The organism is Leptotrichia sp. oral taxon 879 str. F0557, assembly GCF_000469385.1.
Lineage (GTDB): Bacteria > Fusobacteriota > Fusobacteriia > Fusobacteriales > Leptotrichiaceae > Leptotrichia > Leptotrichia mesophila.
On sequence record NZ_KI271290.1, the window covers coordinates 1 to 18498 of the forward strand.

Sequence of the window (18498 nt, forward strand, 5' to 3'; positions counted from 1 at the left end):
AAGACCGGTCCCTTAGCCGTTCGGACATCCACCCGTACACTACTCAGTTAGTATATCATATATTTTTATAATTTGTCAATAACTTTTTTATGAATTTTATCAAATTCTGTGTATAGGGGCATAAAATAATACGCCCCCATCTTTTTATTAATTAATCTACAAATAATAAATCTGTAATCTTTTCTATAAAAGGAATTTTAAATTCTTTTTTCAATGCTGATGATACTGTTGCGATGATTTGGAATACAGATAGTATTACAAAAATTACAAAAAATAAAATATTTCCAGCAATTATAATAATATTTAAAAATGTTGAAATCAATAACAATACCGTTACTACCAATGTTTGTTTTGAATATGCCCGTACAAATCCATTTTCCTGCTCCAGAATTAATGCAACTATTGGTATTAGTAAGCTAAATCCCATTGAAAAACTTAGATTTATCGGGAAAACGGCAGCATTTATACTAAATCCCGCAAAAAAGCTCAAATTTATAAGAAAAGCAACAGCAAAGGCTTTTAATCCTGCGATTGACTTTTGTTCACTTATATTATTGTTCATAAACTCCTCCAATTCTAATATATTTTTTAATTTTATTTACTTTAAACTGCTCAAAAGAATTTTAACATAAAAGATACAAAAAATCAAATTGAAAAATTCAAGTATTGGCATTGATAAAAAAAGTAATGTATGATAAAATAAAAGAAAATGTAAAATATTAAATAAATAATGGAGGAAAAACTATGAGAAAAGTAATAGTAGCTGGAAACTGGAAAATGAACAAAACTGCAAAAGAGGCTGCACAATTCTTCAATGAATTAAAACCTTTAGTAGCAGACGTAAAAAATGCAGGAATCGTAATTGGAGCACCATTTACTGCATTAGAAACAGCAACTAGAGAAACTGCAGGAAGCAACATTAAAATCGCTGCTGAAAATATGAATGCTAAAGAAAGCGGAGCATATACTGGAGAAGTTTCACCATTGATGTTAAAAGATTTAGGTGTAGAATATGTAATTTTAGGACATTCTGAAAGAAGAGAATATTACCACGAAACTGATGAAATCATCAATGAAAAAGTAAAATCAGCATTGGCTCACAATTTAAAACCAATCTTATGTATCGGAGAAAAATTGGAAGAAAGAGAAGCTGGAACTACTAATGATGTTGTAAAAACTCAAATTACTGGTGGGTTAAAAGATGTAACAGCTGCTGAAATGGCAAACGTTGTACTTGCTTACGAACCAGTATGGGCAATTGGAACAGGTAAAACTGCTACTCCAGAACAAGCTCAAGAAGTTCACGCATTCATCAGAGGATTATTAACTGATTTATATGGAAAAGAAGTTGCAGAAAACGTAACAGTTCAATATGGTGGATCAATGAACGATGCAAATGCAGCTGACTTAATCGCTCAAACAGATATTGACGGTGGATTAGTAGGAGGAGCAAGTTTAATTCCTGAAAAATTCGCTGTAATAATAAAAGCCGGAGATGCAGCAGCTAAATAATTATTTTGAAAAAAATTAATTGCTTATTCTCTTGTTTTGTAAATTATAGGAGGAAATAATAACGTGTTAGAAAATTTATTAATTATAGCTCTAGTAATTTTATCAATCATCATGATAAGCGTAATCTTACTACAGCCAGATAGAAGCCAAGGTTTAGCGAAAAGTTCTGCTAACATCTTGGATGAAGAAAAAGAAGGAATTGAAAAATTTACAGAAGTTGTTGCAACGTTATTTCTAGTAGTTGCAATCTTATTCCAAATTGTAAGATAATTTTTGAAAAGTAAATTTTTTGGATTTTTTATAAAAATATTTAGGAGGGAAAAATGGAAAAAAAACTAACAAAATCAGCATCCGACAAAAAAATAATGGGTGTATGTGGTGGACTTGCAAAATACATGGATAAAGATTCTAACTTAATAAGAATAATAGCAGTTGTATTAGCAGTTCTTACAGGAGGATCGTTAGTAATCGCATATTTAATAGCAGGATTTATTTTACCTGAAGGAGAATAATTCTGAAATAAAAATAAACTGTATCTCAAAAGTCTATTTTAAAAAACATTAAGTTGTTATAAAAAATGGGCTTTTTTTTTAAAATTAATTTTAAATAAAAAAGAGCGGTTCATGGTTATGAGACTGCTCTTGTTTTTTTATTTCTCTTCTTTTTTTTCCTCTATATTTTTATTTTCATCTTTTTCCAAATCAATTCCAGAAACTGACTTTTTAAATTCTCGAATCATTTTTCCGATGGATTCTCCCAGTTCAGGCAGTCTTTTTGGTCCGAAAATAAGTAATGCCCCAAGTATAAGGACTATAAGTCCTGGTGCTCCGATATCTCTAAAAATTCCCATTTTTAGTAATTCCTCCTTTTTTTATAAATATATTTGCAGACAAGGATACTCACTTCATACAGCAGGATTAAGGGAGCTGCCATTGTTAAATCACTTATAAAATCGGCAGGTGTTAATACTACTGCGAGTACTAGTAAAATAAAGTATCCATATCTTCTGTTTTTTATCAAATATTGTGGTGTTAAAATGTGTAGCGATGTTAAAAAGGCTACAATAACTGGCAGTTCAAATATTATTCCAAGTGGAAGGGAAGTATGAATTATGAATGTCAGATAACTGTTTGCTGTAAGCTGTATATTAAACAAATCATCTCCGAATGAAAGAAGAACATTTAATAATGCAGGCGTTATGAAAAAGAAACCAAAACATAGACCGGCAATAAACAGTATAAAGGTTGCAGGAACATAGGATAAAACTACTTTGGCTTCTCTTTCTTCCAATGCAGGACGGACAAATGCCCATATTTGATAACTTGCAAATGGAAGAGTTAGACTGAAAGCACATATTCCAGCCAGCATCAAATAAATGCTCAAAATATCGTTAGGGCCTAGAACAACTAATTTCTGATTAAAAGAAGCTGTTAATAATTTGTAAATACTAGAGCAGAATACTAGGCTTATCAGAAAGGCTATTATAAAGAATACGATTGTTACAATGAGTCTTTTTCTAAATTCACTTAGATGTTCTATAAGTGTCTGTTCATCAATTTTAGACATTTTTTATTCCTTTCTGATTGTTAAAAATATTTAAAACTTACTTATCTTTTCTTTTAAAAGTTGCAAATGCAATTATAGTTATTAAAATTAACTGGCAAATAAATACTTCCATATTTGCATAAATTCCCAAAATTTCTACTGTTGGAATAAAGTTTACCACGTGTAGCGGTAAAATTCCCACAACTTGTAGCATATGAATACTTGTTCCAAGCATCTTAAATGCAAGGAAATATATCGTCCATGTCAATACAAGGAATATTTGATGTATTTTTATTTTTGAAGAAGCGTATATTAGTACAAATGCGATTACAACTAATATTAGTATAGCACTCACAATACCAATAATCAAGCTCTGCAAAGAAATTAATGGTAAAATTCCCACATAAAATAGAATCGTTTCAGCACCTTCCCTAAATACCGCAAGAAAACTAAGTACAAACATTGAAATAAAACTTCCTGTGCTTAAAACTACGTCCATTTTTCTGTCAATATAGTCTTTCCAAGATTTTAGAGATGACTTGCTATGTAGCCAGAATCCAATACCAATCATCATTATAACCGCAAAAATTCCTACAATTCCTTCCAGAATTTCACGATTTGTTCCTGAAGATACCGCAGGGAATAGTGCTTGAAGCATAAATGCTATAATGACACTTGCTAAAATTCCGAAAGCAGCTCCTGCATATACCCAACGTAATCCTTTTTTCTGATTTGCAGCTTTTAGGCTGCTTACCAATGCCAGAACGATAAGAAGTGCTTCCACACCTTCACGAAGGAGTATAAACATTGCGTCAACAAATGTATATTGTGCTTTTGTATCAATTTGTGATAATTCTGTTATTAAACCTTGTAATTGTTCCTGATATTCTTTTTCAGAACCTTTTACCATAATTATTGGAGTTTGAGTTTCCACTTTTGTGTATAATGATGAATTTCTTGTACTTACATCGCCTTCAACGGTTGGCCATACTTGAATAAACTGCTTAACTTTTGATTGTCCTTTAGCTTTATTTCCTGTTTTAAAAGCATCCAAGGCGTCTTTTAGCATATCCACAGCTTCTTTCAATGTGATTGTACTTGAAACATTGTTTTCTATTTTTTTTCCATCCAGATAATCCTTTATAGCAGACTTCAATTCATTGAAAGAATTCATTGTGCTGTCATAGTCAAAAGGCTCTACTTCCATAGAGCTTCTAAGAAAGGACATGGCAGTTTCGACTTTTCCATAGTAAGGAATACTTCTGCTTCTTATAAAACTTTCATTTCTAGTCCATACGCCATTAAATTTCAGATATTCTTTTTTCATAAGCTCCACATTTTTAGACTGAATCGCCTTTTCCAATATATCCAAAGCAGGATACATTCTTGACTGAAATTTTTTCTTTTCCTCGTTATCATTAACAGGATTTTGCTCCTTTTCAAAAGCAAGCAGTGCTGTTGTAACTTCTTTTAGGTCATTTTCTGATAATGCTGATTTTTCCTTATTTAAAAGCTCCTGTACTTTTTTTCCTTGTGTTGAATCAGAATTTTTTACTTTTTTAAATTCTTCCCTGATTTCAGAATAAAGTTTTTTTGCTTCATTCTGATTGCTATTTTTTATAGCAGTTGTTGTATCTGTTATTTTTATATAGAGGTTACTGTAACTTTCCTTTGCAATAATATTTGTAAAAGATAGCATAAAGCACAAAAATAACATTATACTTATTTTATTCAAATAATTTCTGCCCAATATACTCTCCTTCCTTTATTCCGCCAAAGCAGGCAAAAATACCCGTTCCAACGTGAGTAATGTACTCGTTCAGCTTATCATCATTTCCTAAACTGTTCTGAATTTTTATGAATTGATCAGGATGTTTTTGGAAACATATAAATAGCAGTCCCGCATCAAACTGTCCGCTCACTTCGTCTATTCCATTAGAATACGAAAAGGCACGGCGCGCTATTTTTACCTCAGCTTTTTTTGCAAGATAAACATGTGAATCAATGGGAAGAATTGGTTTTCCGTCTGGACCTTTTTTATTTATGTCAATTGTTGCAAATTCATCTGTTTCTCCAAATGGAGCGCCACTTTCCTTATATCTTCCAAATGTATTCTCCTGTTCTTGTAAATTAGTTCTATCCCAAGTTTCAAGATGCATCTGAATACGTCTTACTATCATATAAGTTCCATCTTTGAGCCAGTTGTTCTTGTCATACCATACAACATTCTTAAAGTCGTTATTATTTTTAGGATTTTCTGTTCCATCTTTAAATCCAAAAAGATTTCTAGGTGTTTCTTTTCCATTTCCAATGGGAAGAAATCCAGCTTGAGTCCATTTTAAAGTAATTAAGGCACGTCCTTTACGAACAAGATTTCTTACAGCGTGAAATGCCACTTGAGCATCATCTGCACAAGCCTGAATACAAATATCTCCGCCTTTATACTTATCTTTTATCTGATCTCTTGGAAAATGTGGCAAATCTTTAAATTCATCTAATTTTTTGTTATCCAATTTTAATTTATCGAGAAATGAGGGGCTTATTCCAAAAGTTAATGTCAAGCGATAGGGGTTTAATCCAACAGTTTCTCCTGTATCTATAGGAGGGACAAGGTGATTTTTTAGTTCAGGAGCGACTAGTTCGCCTTTCATAAGTTTTTGGGAATAATCAGTCCAGTCCTTGAACATCTTCTTTATTTCTTCCTTGTTCAAAGAGTGCAGATCTAGTACTGCAAAATAAACATTTTTCTGAACAGGAGTAGCGATTCCTGACTGATGCTGCCCATAAAATGAGATTTTTTCATCTCCAACAACTTGATTTGCCTTATCGTTAAACATATTTGCAAAAATTGCGCCAGCTCCACTTGCTCCAATTGCCGCTCCAGCTCCAACCATTCCAGCTTTTTTAAGAAAATCACGTCGTGATATTTTTTTATCAGACCATTTTTTATTATTTTCATCACTCATTATTTTTACCTCTTTTTATACTGTAAGTTATTTAGATATGTTCGATAATTTAAATGTTAATTTTAACAAGGGGTGAATTAACCTCCTGCTTGATAACGCTTAAAAATATTTGTTACCGAATAAATCTATTATTTTTTAGAAGTTGCATCCATTACAATTCCCATTTGTGACAAAGGTTCTCCCAGTTTTGTAACTGCTTCTGCTAGTGCTTTTGTATCCTCAGGCTTCAATTCTGTATATAATTTGTAATGCTTATCATCAGTCATATATTTATCAAGAAGTGCATTTACAGCTTTAAATTCAGTATCTAAAGTTGTTACAAGTTTGGCATCTTTTTTTTCTAATTTAGGTCTAAATAGTTCAAATATTTTCTGAGCCCCTTCAATGTTTGCTCTAAAGTCGTACAAATCAGTATGTGAAAATACTTCTTCTTCTCCCGTAATTTTTTGAGTCGAAACTTCATTTAATAAGTCGATAGCTCCTGTAACCATTAAATCAGGTGTTACTTCGATTGTAGCAATTTTTGCTTTTAGTTCCTTAATGTCGTTTACAAGGTCATCTGCATATTTCTCAGTACCTTTTGTAGTATTTTGTTCCCATAATATTTTTTCAATTCTATGAAAACCTTTCCATCCTTCTTCATTTTTAAATTCTTCTTTAAAGTCAACAAGACGGTAATCTATCTTAACATCAGATTCTCCAAAGCTTTCAGCGATAGGCTCAGATCTTTCATAAGCCATACGGATTAATGGATAAACTTTTTTAGCTTCGTCCAATTTTCCTTCCTTCAACAATTTTGCAAAGTTTTCTGTATTTTTTAAAAGCATATCAATCTGACCTTCAACATATTTCTTATATTCAGCAGTTTCCTTGCTCAAATCAACTTTTCCTTGATTAGCAGTCTGTTCAGCCGTTGTTCCAGCCTTTCCTTCTTCTTTGCTAGCATTGTCTTTTCCGCAACTAACCGCCATTAATGCTCCTATAAGCAGTAACATTCCCATTTTTTTCATAAAAAATCCTCCTAAATTTTAATTTTATTATATATTTGCATCTAATATCGAATTAGTTAAAATTAACAAAATTTAAAATAATTATAACTGTATAAGTTCGATATAAAGTAGATTTATTATAATTATACTTTGAATTTATTTATTTGTAAAGTAAAAATGTTTGATTTTCAAATTTTTTTATAAAAAATATTTTTCTAAAATTTATTTTTACTTTTTTATATGCTTAACTAGCAAAACTAAGATATTTTTACTTAAATTGTATATATATTAAAAGAAAATATATATTGAAAAAACGGATACTAAATGTTAGAATACATTAAACGATTAATATAAAGGAGAATAATGGCATGAAAAATAACTTAAAATCTTTATTTACTCTCTGTATCTTTTTGCTTTCATTCAATATATTTGCTGATAGTATTGTATTTACAAAAAAAGCTCCTTTCGAGGAATTACCTGAAACTGTAGAATGGGATATAAGAAATAGAACAATGGAATATATATCTAATCAACAATGTTTCATATCAACTTACAGGGCTTTTTATAAGAACTCTTCTCTTGACCATGTAAATCTTTATGCAACTTGTATTGATACACATCCAGGCCATAAAATTGAATGGGATAATCCAAAAATTCCTGCAAATGCAGAGAAAAAAACAATTCATGTCCTAGGAAGTAATTTTTCACAAAGAATACTAAATGACATGAAAAGAGGAAAAAATGCTTTTATCATAAAAAGACTTTATTATTATCCCCCTTCACATAGAAACTACAGAAGCAGCCAGTATTACTATTCTGAATAAATAAATTAACTAGACTGTTGTATTTTTGACAGTCTTTTTTTATAGTTTATAATTTCTTTAAAATTTAATCGTATCCAATCCTTAAAAATATTTAGAAAATTTATGGAAAAAAATCTTCAAAAATGATACAATATCTCACAAAGGTAAAAAATATTTTAAAATTTAATTTTGATGTTTGAAGAGGTATTTATTATGGAAAATTCTGAAAAATTAGAAAATAATGATAATCTAAATAACAAAAGACGGTTAAAAAAAGTTAGAATTGTAAAAAGTGAATATGCAGACGAGACTTTATTAAAGAATTTTTATGACTATCTAAAGGAAAAAGATATTCAAGAAGTTTTTGGAGTGGAAGAGGCTGACTTAATAATTTCACTTGGCGGAGATGGAACAATGCTTGTTGCCGCAAAAGAAGCTATTTTAAGGAATATTCCTGTACTTGCAATAAATATGGGCTCTCTTGGTTATCTTGCTGAAGTAAAACCTCAAAATGCAGTAAAGATGTTACAAGATTATGAAAATGGGAATTATAAAACTGAAGAAAGAGCATTTTTAGAAGTAAAATATGAAGATAATGTTTTTTATGCACTAAATGAGCTTGTAATAACAAAAGGCGGACACGAAGCACATTTAATACAGGTTGAAGTTTACTCAAATGATATTTTTGTAAATAAATACAGAGCTGACGGAATAATCGTAGCAACTCCTACAGGATCGACTGCTTACTCGCTTTCAGCAGGTGGTTCAATTGTCCACCCTGGACTAAATGCACTCTCCATAACACCTCTTGCACCACAAAGTTTAACAGCGCGTCCAATAATTGTAAACGGCTGTGAAGTTCTAAGTTTTAAGGCAACATCAAGAGATGATGCAGTCCATTTAAATATCGACGGAAACCAATGGTTTCAGATACAGGAGAATGATTTAGTAACTGCAAGATTATCAAAGAAAAAAATTCGAATAATAAAACCTATAAACAGTGATTATTACAGTATACTCCGACAAAAATTGAAATGGGGAGATTCTGTCTTATAAAAAATAAAATAGTGAAAGGGAAGAAATGTTAAGGGAATTAAGATTAAATAATTTAGCAATAATCAAAAAATTAGATTTAGAATTTAATGACAAATTTATTGCATTAACTGGAGAAACAGGGGCTGGTAAATCAATTATTCTAGATGGAATTTCACTATTAATTGGTGAAAGAAGTCATACAGATATGATTAGAAATGGGGAAGAAAGCCTTTTTGCAGAAGGAATTTTTGAATTAAATGAAAATCAGAAAAGAAGGTTAAATGAGCTTGGGTTTGAGATAGATGATGACGAACTTATCATAACACGATATTTTGACAGGAACGCCAAATCGAAGATTACCGTAAATGGTGCAAGACTTACTTTGTCAAGATTAAAGGAACTTATGGTGAATATTATTGATTTAGTTGGGCAGCATGAACATCAGTTCTTGTTAAATGAAGAATATCATTTACATCTACTTGACAGATTTCTTGATGATGAGGGAAAGGAACTTTCTAAAAAAATTCGTGAAAATGTAAATGAAATAAAAAAATTAAATTCAAGAATAAAGAATATTGAAGAAGAAAAAGAAAAAATTGCAGAAAAAAAAGATATTCTAGAATTTCAGTTTAACGAAATCAATAGCCTTAATTTAAAGGAAAACGAAGATGAAGAACTTGAAGAAGAGTATAAAATATTGTTTAATGCTGGAAAAATTAATGAAAAGCTGGGAGAAACTTCAGAACTTTTAAAAGAAGGAGAATTTTCAATCTTATCAGCACTTGGAAGGGCTAAGAGAAATTTAGAGCAGCTTTCGGATTTGTCAGAATCTTATAGTGAATTATACGATAAGATTGAGTCTGTACTTTATGAAGTGGAGGAAATTTCGTATTCTGTAGATAATTTTGCTGGAGATGTCGAGATGGATGATGATAAACTGGAAAAAATTGTCGAAAGAATTGATGCGATTAATAAGCTGAAATTAAAATATGGCTCAACAATTACTGAAATTCTTGAATACAAAGATAAAATTGAAAAAGATCTGTCATTGGTTAATTTTGAAAATGAAGAGCTGGAAAATTTAAAGGTTGAAAAAAATGAATTGGTAAGCAAGTATTTTCAAGATGGTGAAAGACTTAGCCAAATTCGTATGGAAATTGCAGAAAGTCTTCAGAACACAATTGATATTCAGCTAAGCGACTTAAATATGGAAAATGCAAAATTCAAGGTAGAAATTACAAAAACTGAAGAAATAACAGCACATGGCATAAACAATGCAGAATTTTTAATCGCAACAAATGTAGGGGAAACATTCAAGCCACTTGCCAAAATTGCTTCAGGTGGAGAAATTTCACGTATAATGCTTGCTCTTAAAACGGTATTTTCAGCTGTTGACAATATTTCAGTGCTGATTTTTGATGAGATTGATACAGGAATCTCTGGAGAAACTGTAAGAAGAGTGGCAGAAAAATTAAGAGAGCTTTCAAGAAATACCCAGATTATCTGTGTAACTCATTCTCCGCAAATTGCTGGAAAAGCGCAGCAGCAGTTCTTTATAAAAAAAGAAATTGAAAATGGTCTTACAGAGACAAAAGTTCGTGAACTGAATACTGAAGAAAGAATAAGAGAAATTGCAAGAATCATTTCAGGTGATAATATTACTGAAGCATCTGTTAATCACGCTAAGGAGATAATGGGGCTATGGGACAAAAAAGTACTGATATAAATAATCTAAAAAAGAAAAAACTTAATTCAGATAAAGAAAATTTGGAAAAAGAAAGAGACGGTAACGTTAAAAGCAGTGAAAGTTCAAAAAACAATGATAAAAAAATAACACATGAAAATAAAATGCAGATTAGAGAATTTCTTGATTTTTTAGAGTATGAAAAGGGAAGTTCTCAAAATACAATTACTGGATATAATCGAGATTTAATACAATTTTTTTTATTTGTAAAAAAAGATTTTTCGAAAGTAAAGGAACAGGATATTTTCGATTATGTTGAATATATAAGCGAAAAATTAAGACGAAATTCAGTATTAAGGAAAGTATCGGCAATAAAGACATTTTACAGATTCTGCTATTTAAATAAAGCAATTAAAAAAGATCCAACAGGAATGGTAAAGTCCTTAAAACGTGAACATAGATTACCTGAAATACTTACACTAAAAGAAATGAAGCAAATTGTAGATAACTGTCCGCACACGCCTGAGGGTATGCAAAATAAACTTATTATCAAAATTTTAATTGCAACTGGGGCAAGAATTTCAGAAACCTTAAATTTGGAAATAAAGGATGTGGAAAATCAAGACTACGAATTTATAAAGGTGCTTGGAAAAGGATCAAAATATAGAATAATACCAATTTATGATAGTCTAGAAAATGAAATAAAAAATTATTTGGCTATTTATAGACCAAAATTAAAGAATGCAAGTGAAAGTTTTAAGATTTTTCCAAATACTCGAAGAGAAAAATTTTGGAAAGATTTAAAGACTATTGCCAAAAACGCTGGAATTGAAAAAAATGTATATCCACACATTTTTAGACATTCACTTGCTACAATTCTGCTTGGAAACGGTGCTGATGTCCGTATTGTGCAAGAGATACTTGGACATTCAAACATAACAACAACAGAAATTTACACACATGTTGAAAAATCCAAATTAAAAATGATTTATAACAATATAAAATTAGGAGATGACTAATGAGAGAAAAACGTGAAACAGGAAAACATAACAATGAAAAACTAAGAGTGTTATTATTCACAATTATTGCATACTTTGTATTCTTTGTAATAAAAAAATTAGATATAGTAACTCCATATCTTGGAATTATTATGATGATTTTACTTTATATGTATGCGAACTATAATTTAATAAACATATTTTTTACAAGTAAAAGAACAACTTTTAAGATATACGCCTTCCTTCTTCTGGAAGTAATCTATCTTTTTACAGCAAACGTTTCATTAATAGGAGCAATTTTATATGCTATACTATTCGCACTCTTATTTTTTACAATCCGAAAGGATGAAGGGCGTGAAAAAATACCAGAAATAACTAAATTCGTAAATATATTTATTATATTTAAAGTTGTATTTGTACTTTCAATGTTAATTTTTTAATTATTAAGCAAACTTAATTTCTCTAATTTAAATATATAAAAAATTAACGGAATACTAAAAATAGATAAAAAGTTCAAAAAAATAGTTGAGAAATGTAAAAAAAAGTAGTATAATGACAAAATACGATAAATTTTAAATGTTAAATTTAAAGATAAATTAAATATTCATGTGAATTGGAGAAATAAAATGAGAACTAGTGTTAATAACTATAACAATGAATCAGACGTTATGAAATTTGTAGAAGATGTAACAGACAGAGCTGTAAATGCTCAAGTTGAAAAAAATTTATTTCTTGGGGAATACAAAGAAAGAATTATAAAAGCTCTTACGTTTGAGGAAATAAAAGAAAAAGGAATTTATTATGAAATAGAAAAAGCTTTAGAAAATAAAGATGTGAATAAAATGGTTATTTCCCGACATGCAGATTTTAATGATATAAAAAAATACATTGAAATAGCTAAGCAAAAAAGAGTGCCTTATAAAATGATAGATAACCTAGTATGTGTGGGTCAAATAGCACTTGTAGTCGTTGCAAAGGATGCAATTGTTCATGAAGCTGGAGATGAAATTGTTGTAACTTCAAAACTTGAGAAATGTCATTTAAAGCATTTGCCAGATATATATTTTGAAGCTATGGAAAATGCAGTTTGTGATTTTCATTTAGATATAATAAAAAAAGAAATGCCTGAATATGCTAAAAACTATAAAGAATTAACATTTATGGACAAATTATTTGGCTCAAAATGTCCGATATGTCAAAAATTAGGAGGAAAAAAACGTGGTTGATGGATTTAGAATAAAAGGAAAAACACCATTAAATGGAGTAATTAAAGTAAGCGGAGCTAAAAATGCTGCACTTCCAATAATTATAGCGACACTTGTTGCAAAAGGTGAATACATTTTAAAAAATGTGCCAAATTTACGTGATATAAGAGTAACAATGAGATTGCTTGAAGATTTGGGAATGGAAACTGAAAAATTAGATGACAATACTTACAAAATTGTAAATAATGGATTTAAAAGAACAGAAGCAAGCTATGAAATCGTAAAACAAATGAGAGCATCATTTTTAGTAATGGGACCAATGATTGCAAATTTAGATGAAGCAGTTGTTTCACTGCCTGGAGGATGTGCGATTGGTTCAAGACCTGTTGATTTGCATTTAAAAGGTTTTGAAATGTTGGGAGCGGAGATTACAAGAGTTCATGGATATGTTCATGCAAAAGCAGATAAATTAAAAGGTGCTGAAATTCCTTTAGGTTTTCCAAGTGTAGGAGCTACCCAGAATATTATGATGGCAGCAGTAAAAACTCCTGGGAAAACTGTTATTTCAAATGCTGCAAGAGAGCCTGAAATTGTTGATTTAGGAAACTTCTTGAATAAAATGGGAGCAAAAATTACAGGATTAGGAACTCCTACTATTGAAATTGAAGGAGTTGAAGAACTTCACGCTGTGGAATATTCAATTATGCCAGATAGAATTGAGGCAGGAACTTATGTGATAGCTTCATTAGTTACAGAAGGAAATTTAAAAATTCAAAATGCAAGACTTGATGATTTAGGAGTGTTTAAATCTGAATTAGAAGCAATGGGAGCAAAATTTGAACAGAATGGAGATATCCTAACTGTAATAGGAAAAGTAAAAGATTTAAAGCCATCAAAAATAAAAACCTTACCACATCCAGGATTCCCAACAGATATGCAGCCTCAAATGATGTTGCTTCAAACTCTTGTAAATGGTGGAAGTTCAATGGAAGAAACTGTATTTGAAAACAGATTTATGCACGTGCCAGAATTTAACAGAATGGGGGCAGATATTACAATAAAACATGGAGTAGCTTTTATAAATGGAGGATTGCCATTAACAGGTGCAGAAGTGATGTCTTCAGATTTGAGAGCAGGAGCAGCGCTAGTTTTGGCGGCACTTACAGCAGATGGTGAAACAATTGTAAATAGAGTTTACCACATAGACAGAGGATATGATAAATTAGAATTAAAATTAAATACCGTTGGTGCTCAAATTGAAAGAGTTAAACTTGACATATAATAATAAATTAACACTAAACATGGCTAGAAAACTAAGTAAAATATGACTTTTGTTTCTTGTCATGTTTTTTTGTAAATAGATATTGCTTTTGAAAAAAAATAGGGTATACTATTAAAGTATGGAAATAAAATATTAATTAACTTAGGAGGAAATAAAAAATGGCAACAATGAAAGCTGCAAGATGGCACAATAGAAAAGATGTAAAAGTAGAAGACATTGAAATACCAGAAATCACAAGAGAAAATCAAATTAAAATCGCAGTAAAATATGCTGGAATCTGTGGTAGTGATTTACATGAATATCTAGGAGGACCTATTTTCATTCCAGCCGATAAGCCACATCCATATACTGGAGAAAAAGCCCCAATTACAATGGGACACGAATTTTGCGGAGAAGTTGTAGAAATAGGAAGTGGAATTACAAAATTTAAAGTTGGAGACAGAGTTACAGTTGAGCCGATTCTAGCAAAAAATGGGTTGATTGGAAAATATAATTTGGATCCTAATTTGAACTTTATTGGACTTGCAGGCGGAGGTGGAGGTTTCTCTGAATTTGTAGTTGTAAATGAAGATCAGGCTCACAAACTTCCTGATGAAATTGACTATGAACAAGGAGCATTGACAGAGCCTGCGGCTGTAGCTGTTTATGCAGTTAGACAAAGCAGATTTAATACTGGTGATACTGCAGCAGTATTTGGATGTGGTCCAATCGGACTTCTCATAATTGATGCATTAAGAGCTTCTGGCGCAACAGAAATCTATGCTGTGGAAGTTTCACCTGAAAGACAGGAAATTGCCAGAAAATTAGGTGCGATAATTGTTGATCCTACAAAAGTGAACTCTGTTGAATACATAAAAGAAAAAACAAATGGAGGAGTGAATGTTTCATACGAAGTTACAGGAGTTCCAGCAGTATTGCAGCAATCTCTTGAAGCCGCTGAGAAAGATGGAGAGCTTATGGTTGTGAGCATCTGGGAAACAGAAGCCCCTATTCAACCTAACGAAGTGGTAATTCAAGAAAGAACAATAAAAGGGGTTATCGCGTATCGTGATGTATTCCCTAAAACATTGGAACTAATGAAACAAGGATATTTCTCAAAAGATTTATTAGTAACAAAAAGAATTAAATTAGAAGATATTGTAACTGAAGGATTTGAAGCTCTTGTAAAAGAAAAGAGCCAAGTTAAAATTTTAGTATCACCTAAATAATTTATATATTTAATTAGCCTGTACCAGTTCTTAAAGTTATTAAGAATCGGACAGGCTTTTTTACTATAAAAGCATATTAACAAAAAAATACAATATAAAATATACAATGGAATTAAATACACTATTAAACATTCCATTTACAATCAAATAAATTATAGAAAAACAGAATATCGCTACAAAACTTGTAACATACATTAATAGTATATTTTTTTTAATATCTTCTAATCTAAATTCCTTTTTCTTATCCCCTATTATCGGTTTTTCCACTTCTTTTCCAAAATATGAAACTTTTCCGCCAAACTGTACTCCCAATGCTCCTGCTACTGCACTTTCTGAATGTCCTGAATTTGGACTTGCGTGATTTTTTCTGTCTCTTTTAAATATTTTCCATGCATTTTTGTAATTGTATCTCAAAATATAGCTTGCTGCTGTTATAAAAATACCAGAAATTCTAGCTGGAATGAAGTTTACCACATCGTCTAATTTTGCTGAAAATGTACCAAACTTTGCATATTTCTCATTTTTGTACCCAACCATTGAATCAAGTGTATTTATTGCCTTATAGGCCATCGCAAACGGAAGTCCACCCACAAACATATAAAACATCGGTGCAATCACGCCATCCACCATATTTTCCGAAATAGTTTCCATTGTACTTCTAATAATCATAACTTTATCCATCTTTTCAGTATCTCTTGAAACCAAATAAGACAATTTTTCTCTTGCGACTTTCAAGTTTCCTAATTTTAAAATCTTATAAACTCTTTTCCCTTCACGAGCCAGTGATTTTACCGAAAATACTGTATACATCAAATAAATTTCCAAAATTTCCAAAACTTTTACAATTTTTGTCAATTTCACAAATCCATACATTACTAAAAATGTACTTGCAACTACTAAAATACCTAAAACTGTTCCACCAATAAAGCTACCTTTTTTCCCGTATAATTTTTTCTCTAAAAATGTAATCATTTTACCAATAATCTGGACTGGATGTGTAATTTTCTCTGGATCTCCAAAAATCAAGTCCAAAATAAATGCAATCCATATTTTTATTAAAAGATTCATTACTATCTCCTATGTTCATTATTGCGTAACTTTTATATAAACTATTTTATTTAAAAATTACTTTTTTAATAAATTATATTATCTGTTTCTTTTAATCCCTTTTTTTTCATTAGGTCCATTATTTCTTTCTCAACTTCATCTTTTCCTTTCCAAAATCCATTACTGTAATATTTCTTCCAAGTTCCATTAGATGTATCATAGGTAACTAGGAAAGTCATGTATTCATTTTGACTTTCAGGACTATATATGTACATTCTGTAATTATAGTATCTTGGAGCATTTTGATACTCTGGTTTTGTTAAATTTGTCCAAGGGTATAATTTATCTATGTCTTTTTCAAATTCCGCAAAAGAATTTAGAATATCTGCATAAGTAAGATCATTTTTCTTGTTCTTGTTGTAACTTAATCCTATTTCTATATATTTTTCATTAGTATTGTTATACACAGTTTCATAAACCATTTTTTTTTGGTCCATATCACAATAAACCTTGCTTGTCAATCCCTCTTTCTTTACAAGTTCCACCATTTTATCTGCATATTTTGTATTCCCTTTAAACCAGTCACAGCCAGCAGAAAATGTTGTCGCTCCAATCACTAAAAATGCTAATGTTAAAATCTTTTTCATAATTTTTCCTTTCCTTTCTTAAAATATATTTTTTATTTATTTAAAACTAATCATTGCTGTAGCCCTTCCAGCATTTTTTCCCTCCTTTCTATAAGAATGAAATTTTTCATCAAATGTACTTTCAGTTGCTACAATCAAATTTTCCTGTTTTATCCCAAGTTTGAGTGCCATAAGTTCATTAAATTTTGTATTGTCAAAATGATATTTCCCTGTTTTTTCATTAAGCCAGAATGATTTTTCCACAATTTCCTTATCATTTTTCCAAAATTTTTCCGCAAACTTATCATAAAATTCATTTCCAACTTCGTAGTCCTTCTGCCCAATCCCAATTCCTAACGCCATTATCACATTCTCTACTTGCGTCCCATAATTTTTTTGCATTTCCAAAAGTCCAGATTTCATTATTTCCTTAAATGTCCCCGGCCATCCTGAATGCCATACTCCTATAACCTGATTTTCCTTATCATATACAAAAATCGGTAAACAATCCGCATAAAATGTAAAAATAGCAATGTCTTTCCTTTTTGTCAGAAACCCATCAATATCTTCTTCTTTTTCATAATAATATTTCGTTGTATCTTCACCAATGGTTTTTACATTGTTAGAATGTGTCTGAAAAGCCATTACTTCCTGTTTATCAGATAAATTCAGTTCCTTTAACAACTTTTCACGATTATTTTTCTGTATTCCTTCTTTCTGATTTTCAATTGGACAGTAATCAGACATATTTCCAGCAATTTTTTTTGTATAAACTGCTGTAATACCGTATTTTTCAAACTCTTCAATATAAAAATAATTTTCCTTTTCTATAAACATAATTATCTATCCTTCTATATTTTTTACATACTGTTCGCTAAACTTGAAAATAACACATCCACTGCTTTAATTTGTTCATCCAGATTTTTTATATGCCAAGTATTATTTACTTTACGTACACTTACAGTTGTAGTCATCTCTGTATAATTTTCCTCTTTTTTAAATTCATCTTCAATAACTTCGCTTATACCCTTCATAAGTTTAGAAAAAACTTCTTTTCTATCCATTTTCTCCATTTGGGACATCATATCTTCCGTATCTTTATATTGCAATTTTTCTGCAACACGTTTGAAAAGCTCATATTCATTTTGAAGTTTTGCAAAACTGTCATTATTGTTGCTAAAAACTTTTACTTTTTGAGTAATTTCCGCTTCCTCATCGTTAAAAAATCTAATTTCTTCTATTTTATTTTTCTGATACTCGATACCTTTTTCTATCATATTAACTGCCATTTGTTTCATTGCCTGATCGGCAAAAGTTTCATTTCCACTCATAGATTGTTTTGCCACCATATTTTCTATAAAACTTTTAGCAGATTCTTTTACTTTTTTTTCAAATTTCTCATTATCAGCTTCAAACCCCTTTTTTACTTCTAAAGAATTCTTTTTCATTTTTTTCTCAGAAATTTTGTAACTTTCACTTTTTGTAACATTATAGTCCAATTTAGGCTCAGGTCCGCACATCTGCACAGATAATAACACCAGTACTGTCATCACTAATTTTTTTATCTTCATAATATCTCGCTTTCTTTTTACAGTCTT

At 30.5% G+C, this 18498-nt stretch carries 21 protein-coding genes; 11 read left to right on the forward strand and 10 right to left on the reverse strand.

What is annotated here, in order from left to right; all coding sequences use genetic code 11:
• Positions 1 to 151 precede the first annotated feature (151 nt).
• The gene (locus HMPREF1552_RS01505; RefSeq protein ID WP_021743269.1) at positions 152 to 562 is read right to left on the reverse strand and encodes a DUF4870 domain-containing protein; all 411 of its coding nucleotides are present in this window, start codon (positions 560 to 562) and stop codon (positions 152 to 154) included.
• A gap of 182 nt (positions 563 to 744) precedes the next feature.
• Between HMPREF1552_RS01505 and tpiA the strand changes: the two genes are divergently transcribed.
• The 3 genes from tpiA to HMPREF1552_RS01520 all read left to right on the forward strand — a co-directional run bounded on the left by tpiA (position 745) and on the right by HMPREF1552_RS01520 (position 2024).
• Entirely contained in the window at positions 745 to 1512 is a 768-nt protein-coding gene (gene tpiA, locus HMPREF1552_RS01510) for a triose-phosphate isomerase (protein WP_021743270.1), read from the forward strand.
• A gap of 63 nt (positions 1513 to 1575) precedes the next feature.
• A complete protein-coding gene (gene secG, locus HMPREF1552_RS01515) occupies positions 1576 to 1782 on the forward strand; it encodes a preprotein translocase subunit SecG (protein ID WP_026749337.1) in 207 nt (68 codons plus the stop codon).
• A 53-nt stretch (positions 1783 to 1835) separates the two neighbouring features.
• Positions 1836 to 2024, forward strand: coding sequence for a PspC domain-containing protein (locus tag HMPREF1552_RS01520; RefSeq protein WP_021743272.1), 189 nt, complete (start codon positions 1836 to 1838; stop codon positions 2022 to 2024).
• Positions 2025 to 2161: 137 nt separating this feature from the next.
• On the opposite strand, the gene HMPREF1552_RS01525 is transcribed toward HMPREF1552_RS01520, so the two are convergent.
• The 5 genes from HMPREF1552_RS01525 to efeO form a co-directional block, all read right to left on the reverse strand.
• Positions 2162 to 2362, reverse strand: coding sequence for a twin-arginine translocase TatA/TatE family subunit (locus tag HMPREF1552_RS01525; protein ID WP_021743273.1), 201 nt, complete (start codon positions 2360 to 2362; stop codon positions 2162 to 2164).
• Positions 2363 to 2364: 2 nt separating this feature from the next.
• Positions 2365 to 3078, reverse strand: a complete 714-nt coding sequence (tatC, locus tag HMPREF1552_RS01530; RefSeq protein ID WP_021743274.1) for a twin-arginine translocase subunit TatC — start codon at positions 3076 to 3078, stop codon at positions 2365 to 2367.
• Positions 3079 to 3115: 37 nt separating this feature from the next.
• The gene (locus tag HMPREF1552_RS01535) at positions 3116 to 4807 is read right to left on the reverse strand and encodes an FTR1 family protein (protein ID WP_039900951.1); all 1692 of its coding nucleotides are present in this window, start codon (positions 4805 to 4807) and stop codon (positions 3116 to 3118) included.
• The gene (gene efeB / locus HMPREF1552_RS01540; protein ID WP_021743276.1) at positions 4785 to 6023 is read right to left on the reverse strand and encodes an iron uptake transporter deferrochelatase/peroxidase subunit; all 1239 of its coding nucleotides are present in this window, start codon (positions 6021 to 6023) and stop codon (positions 4785 to 4787) included. Before efeB ends, HMPREF1552_RS01535 begins: the two co-directional genes overlap by 23 nt.
• Before the next feature lie 128 nt (positions 6024 to 6151).
• The gene (gene efeO / locus HMPREF1552_RS01545; RefSeq protein WP_021743277.1) at positions 6152 to 7033 is read right to left on the reverse strand and encodes an iron uptake system protein EfeO; all 882 of its coding nucleotides are present in this window, start codon (positions 7031 to 7033) and stop codon (positions 6152 to 6154) included.
• A gap of 347 nt (positions 7034 to 7380) precedes the next feature.
• Here efeO and HMPREF1552_RS01550 point away from each other — a divergent pair, with 347 nt between their 5' ends.
• The 8 genes from HMPREF1552_RS01550 (at position 7381) to HMPREF1552_RS01585 (ending at position 15227) form a co-directional block, all read left to right on the forward strand.
• Complete coding sequence (locus tag HMPREF1552_RS01550) at positions 7381 to 7836, forward strand: hypothetical protein (protein ID WP_021743278.1); 456 nt, start codon at positions 7381 to 7383, stop codon at positions 7834 to 7836.
• 192 nt (positions 7837 to 8028) lie between these two features.
• Positions 8029 to 8871, forward strand: coding sequence for an NAD(+)/NADH kinase (locus tag HMPREF1552_RS01555; RefSeq protein WP_039900952.1), 843 nt, complete (start codon positions 8029 to 8031; stop codon positions 8869 to 8871).
• A gap of 25 nt (positions 8872 to 8896) precedes the next feature.
• Positions 8897 to 10576, forward strand: coding sequence for a DNA repair protein RecN (gene recN, locus HMPREF1552_RS01560; protein WP_021743280.1), 1680 nt, complete (start codon positions 8897 to 8899; stop codon positions 10574 to 10576).
• The gene (locus HMPREF1552_RS01565; protein WP_021743281.1) at positions 10552 to 11553 is read left to right on the forward strand and encodes a tyrosine-type recombinase/integrase; all 1002 of its coding nucleotides are present in this window, start codon (positions 10552 to 10554) and stop codon (positions 11551 to 11553) included. The genes recN and HMPREF1552_RS01565 overlap by 25 nt, the downstream gene beginning before the upstream one ends.
• Positions 11553 to 11972 carry a hypothetical protein gene (locus tag HMPREF1552_RS01570; protein WP_021743282.1) on the forward strand — a complete coding sequence of 140 codons (420 nt, stop codon included), beginning with the start codon at positions 11553 to 11555 and terminating at the stop codon, positions 11970 to 11972. Before HMPREF1552_RS01565 ends, HMPREF1552_RS01570 begins: the two co-directional genes overlap by 1 nt.
• Positions 11973 to 12158: 186 nt before the next feature.
• A complete protein-coding gene (locus HMPREF1552_RS01575; RefSeq protein ID WP_021743283.1) occupies positions 12159 to 12758 on the forward strand; it encodes a DUF1694 domain-containing protein in 600 nt (199 codons plus the stop codon).
• Positions 12751 to 14019: a UDP-N-acetylglucosamine 1-carboxyvinyltransferase gene (gene murA, locus HMPREF1552_RS01580; RefSeq protein ID WP_021743284.1), complete on the forward strand. Its 1269-nt coding sequence runs from the start codon at positions 12751 to 12753 to the stop codon at positions 14017 to 14019. Before HMPREF1552_RS01575 ends, murA begins: the two co-directional genes overlap by 8 nt.
• Before the next feature lie 158 nt (positions 14020 to 14177).
• Positions 14178 to 15227 (forward strand): 2,3-butanediol dehydrogenase, encoded by a 1050-nt coding sequence (locus HMPREF1552_RS01585; protein WP_021743285.1) that lies wholly within the window; start codon positions 14178 to 14180, stop codon positions 15225 to 15227.
• A gap of 63 nt (positions 15228 to 15290) precedes the next feature.
• Here the strand turns inward: HMPREF1552_RS01585 and cbiB are convergent, their stop codons facing one another.
• From cbiB to HMPREF1552_RS01605, 4 genes are all read right to left on the reverse strand, one after another.
• The gene (cbiB, locus tag HMPREF1552_RS01590; RefSeq protein ID WP_021743286.1) at positions 15291 to 16295 is read right to left on the reverse strand and encodes an adenosylcobinamide-phosphate synthase CbiB; all 1005 of its coding nucleotides are present in this window, start codon (positions 16293 to 16295) and stop codon (positions 15291 to 15293) included.
• Positions 16296 to 16360: 65 nt separating this feature from the next.
• Positions 16361 to 16921, reverse strand: a complete 561-nt coding sequence (locus tag HMPREF1552_RS01595; protein ID WP_021743287.1) for a hypothetical protein — start codon at positions 16919 to 16921, stop codon at positions 16361 to 16363.
• A gap of 36 nt (positions 16922 to 16957) precedes the next feature.
• Complete coding sequence (locus HMPREF1552_RS01600; protein ID WP_021743288.1) at positions 16958 to 17737, reverse strand: polyphenol oxidase family protein; 780 nt, start codon at positions 17735 to 17737, stop codon at positions 16958 to 16960.
• A 23-nt stretch (positions 17738 to 17760) separates the two neighbouring features.
• Positions 17761 to 18471, reverse strand: a complete 711-nt coding sequence (locus tag HMPREF1552_RS01605) for a hypothetical protein (RefSeq protein ID WP_231370726.1) — start codon at positions 18469 to 18471, stop codon at positions 17761 to 17763.
• Positions 18472 to 18498: the final 27 nt, after the last annotated feature.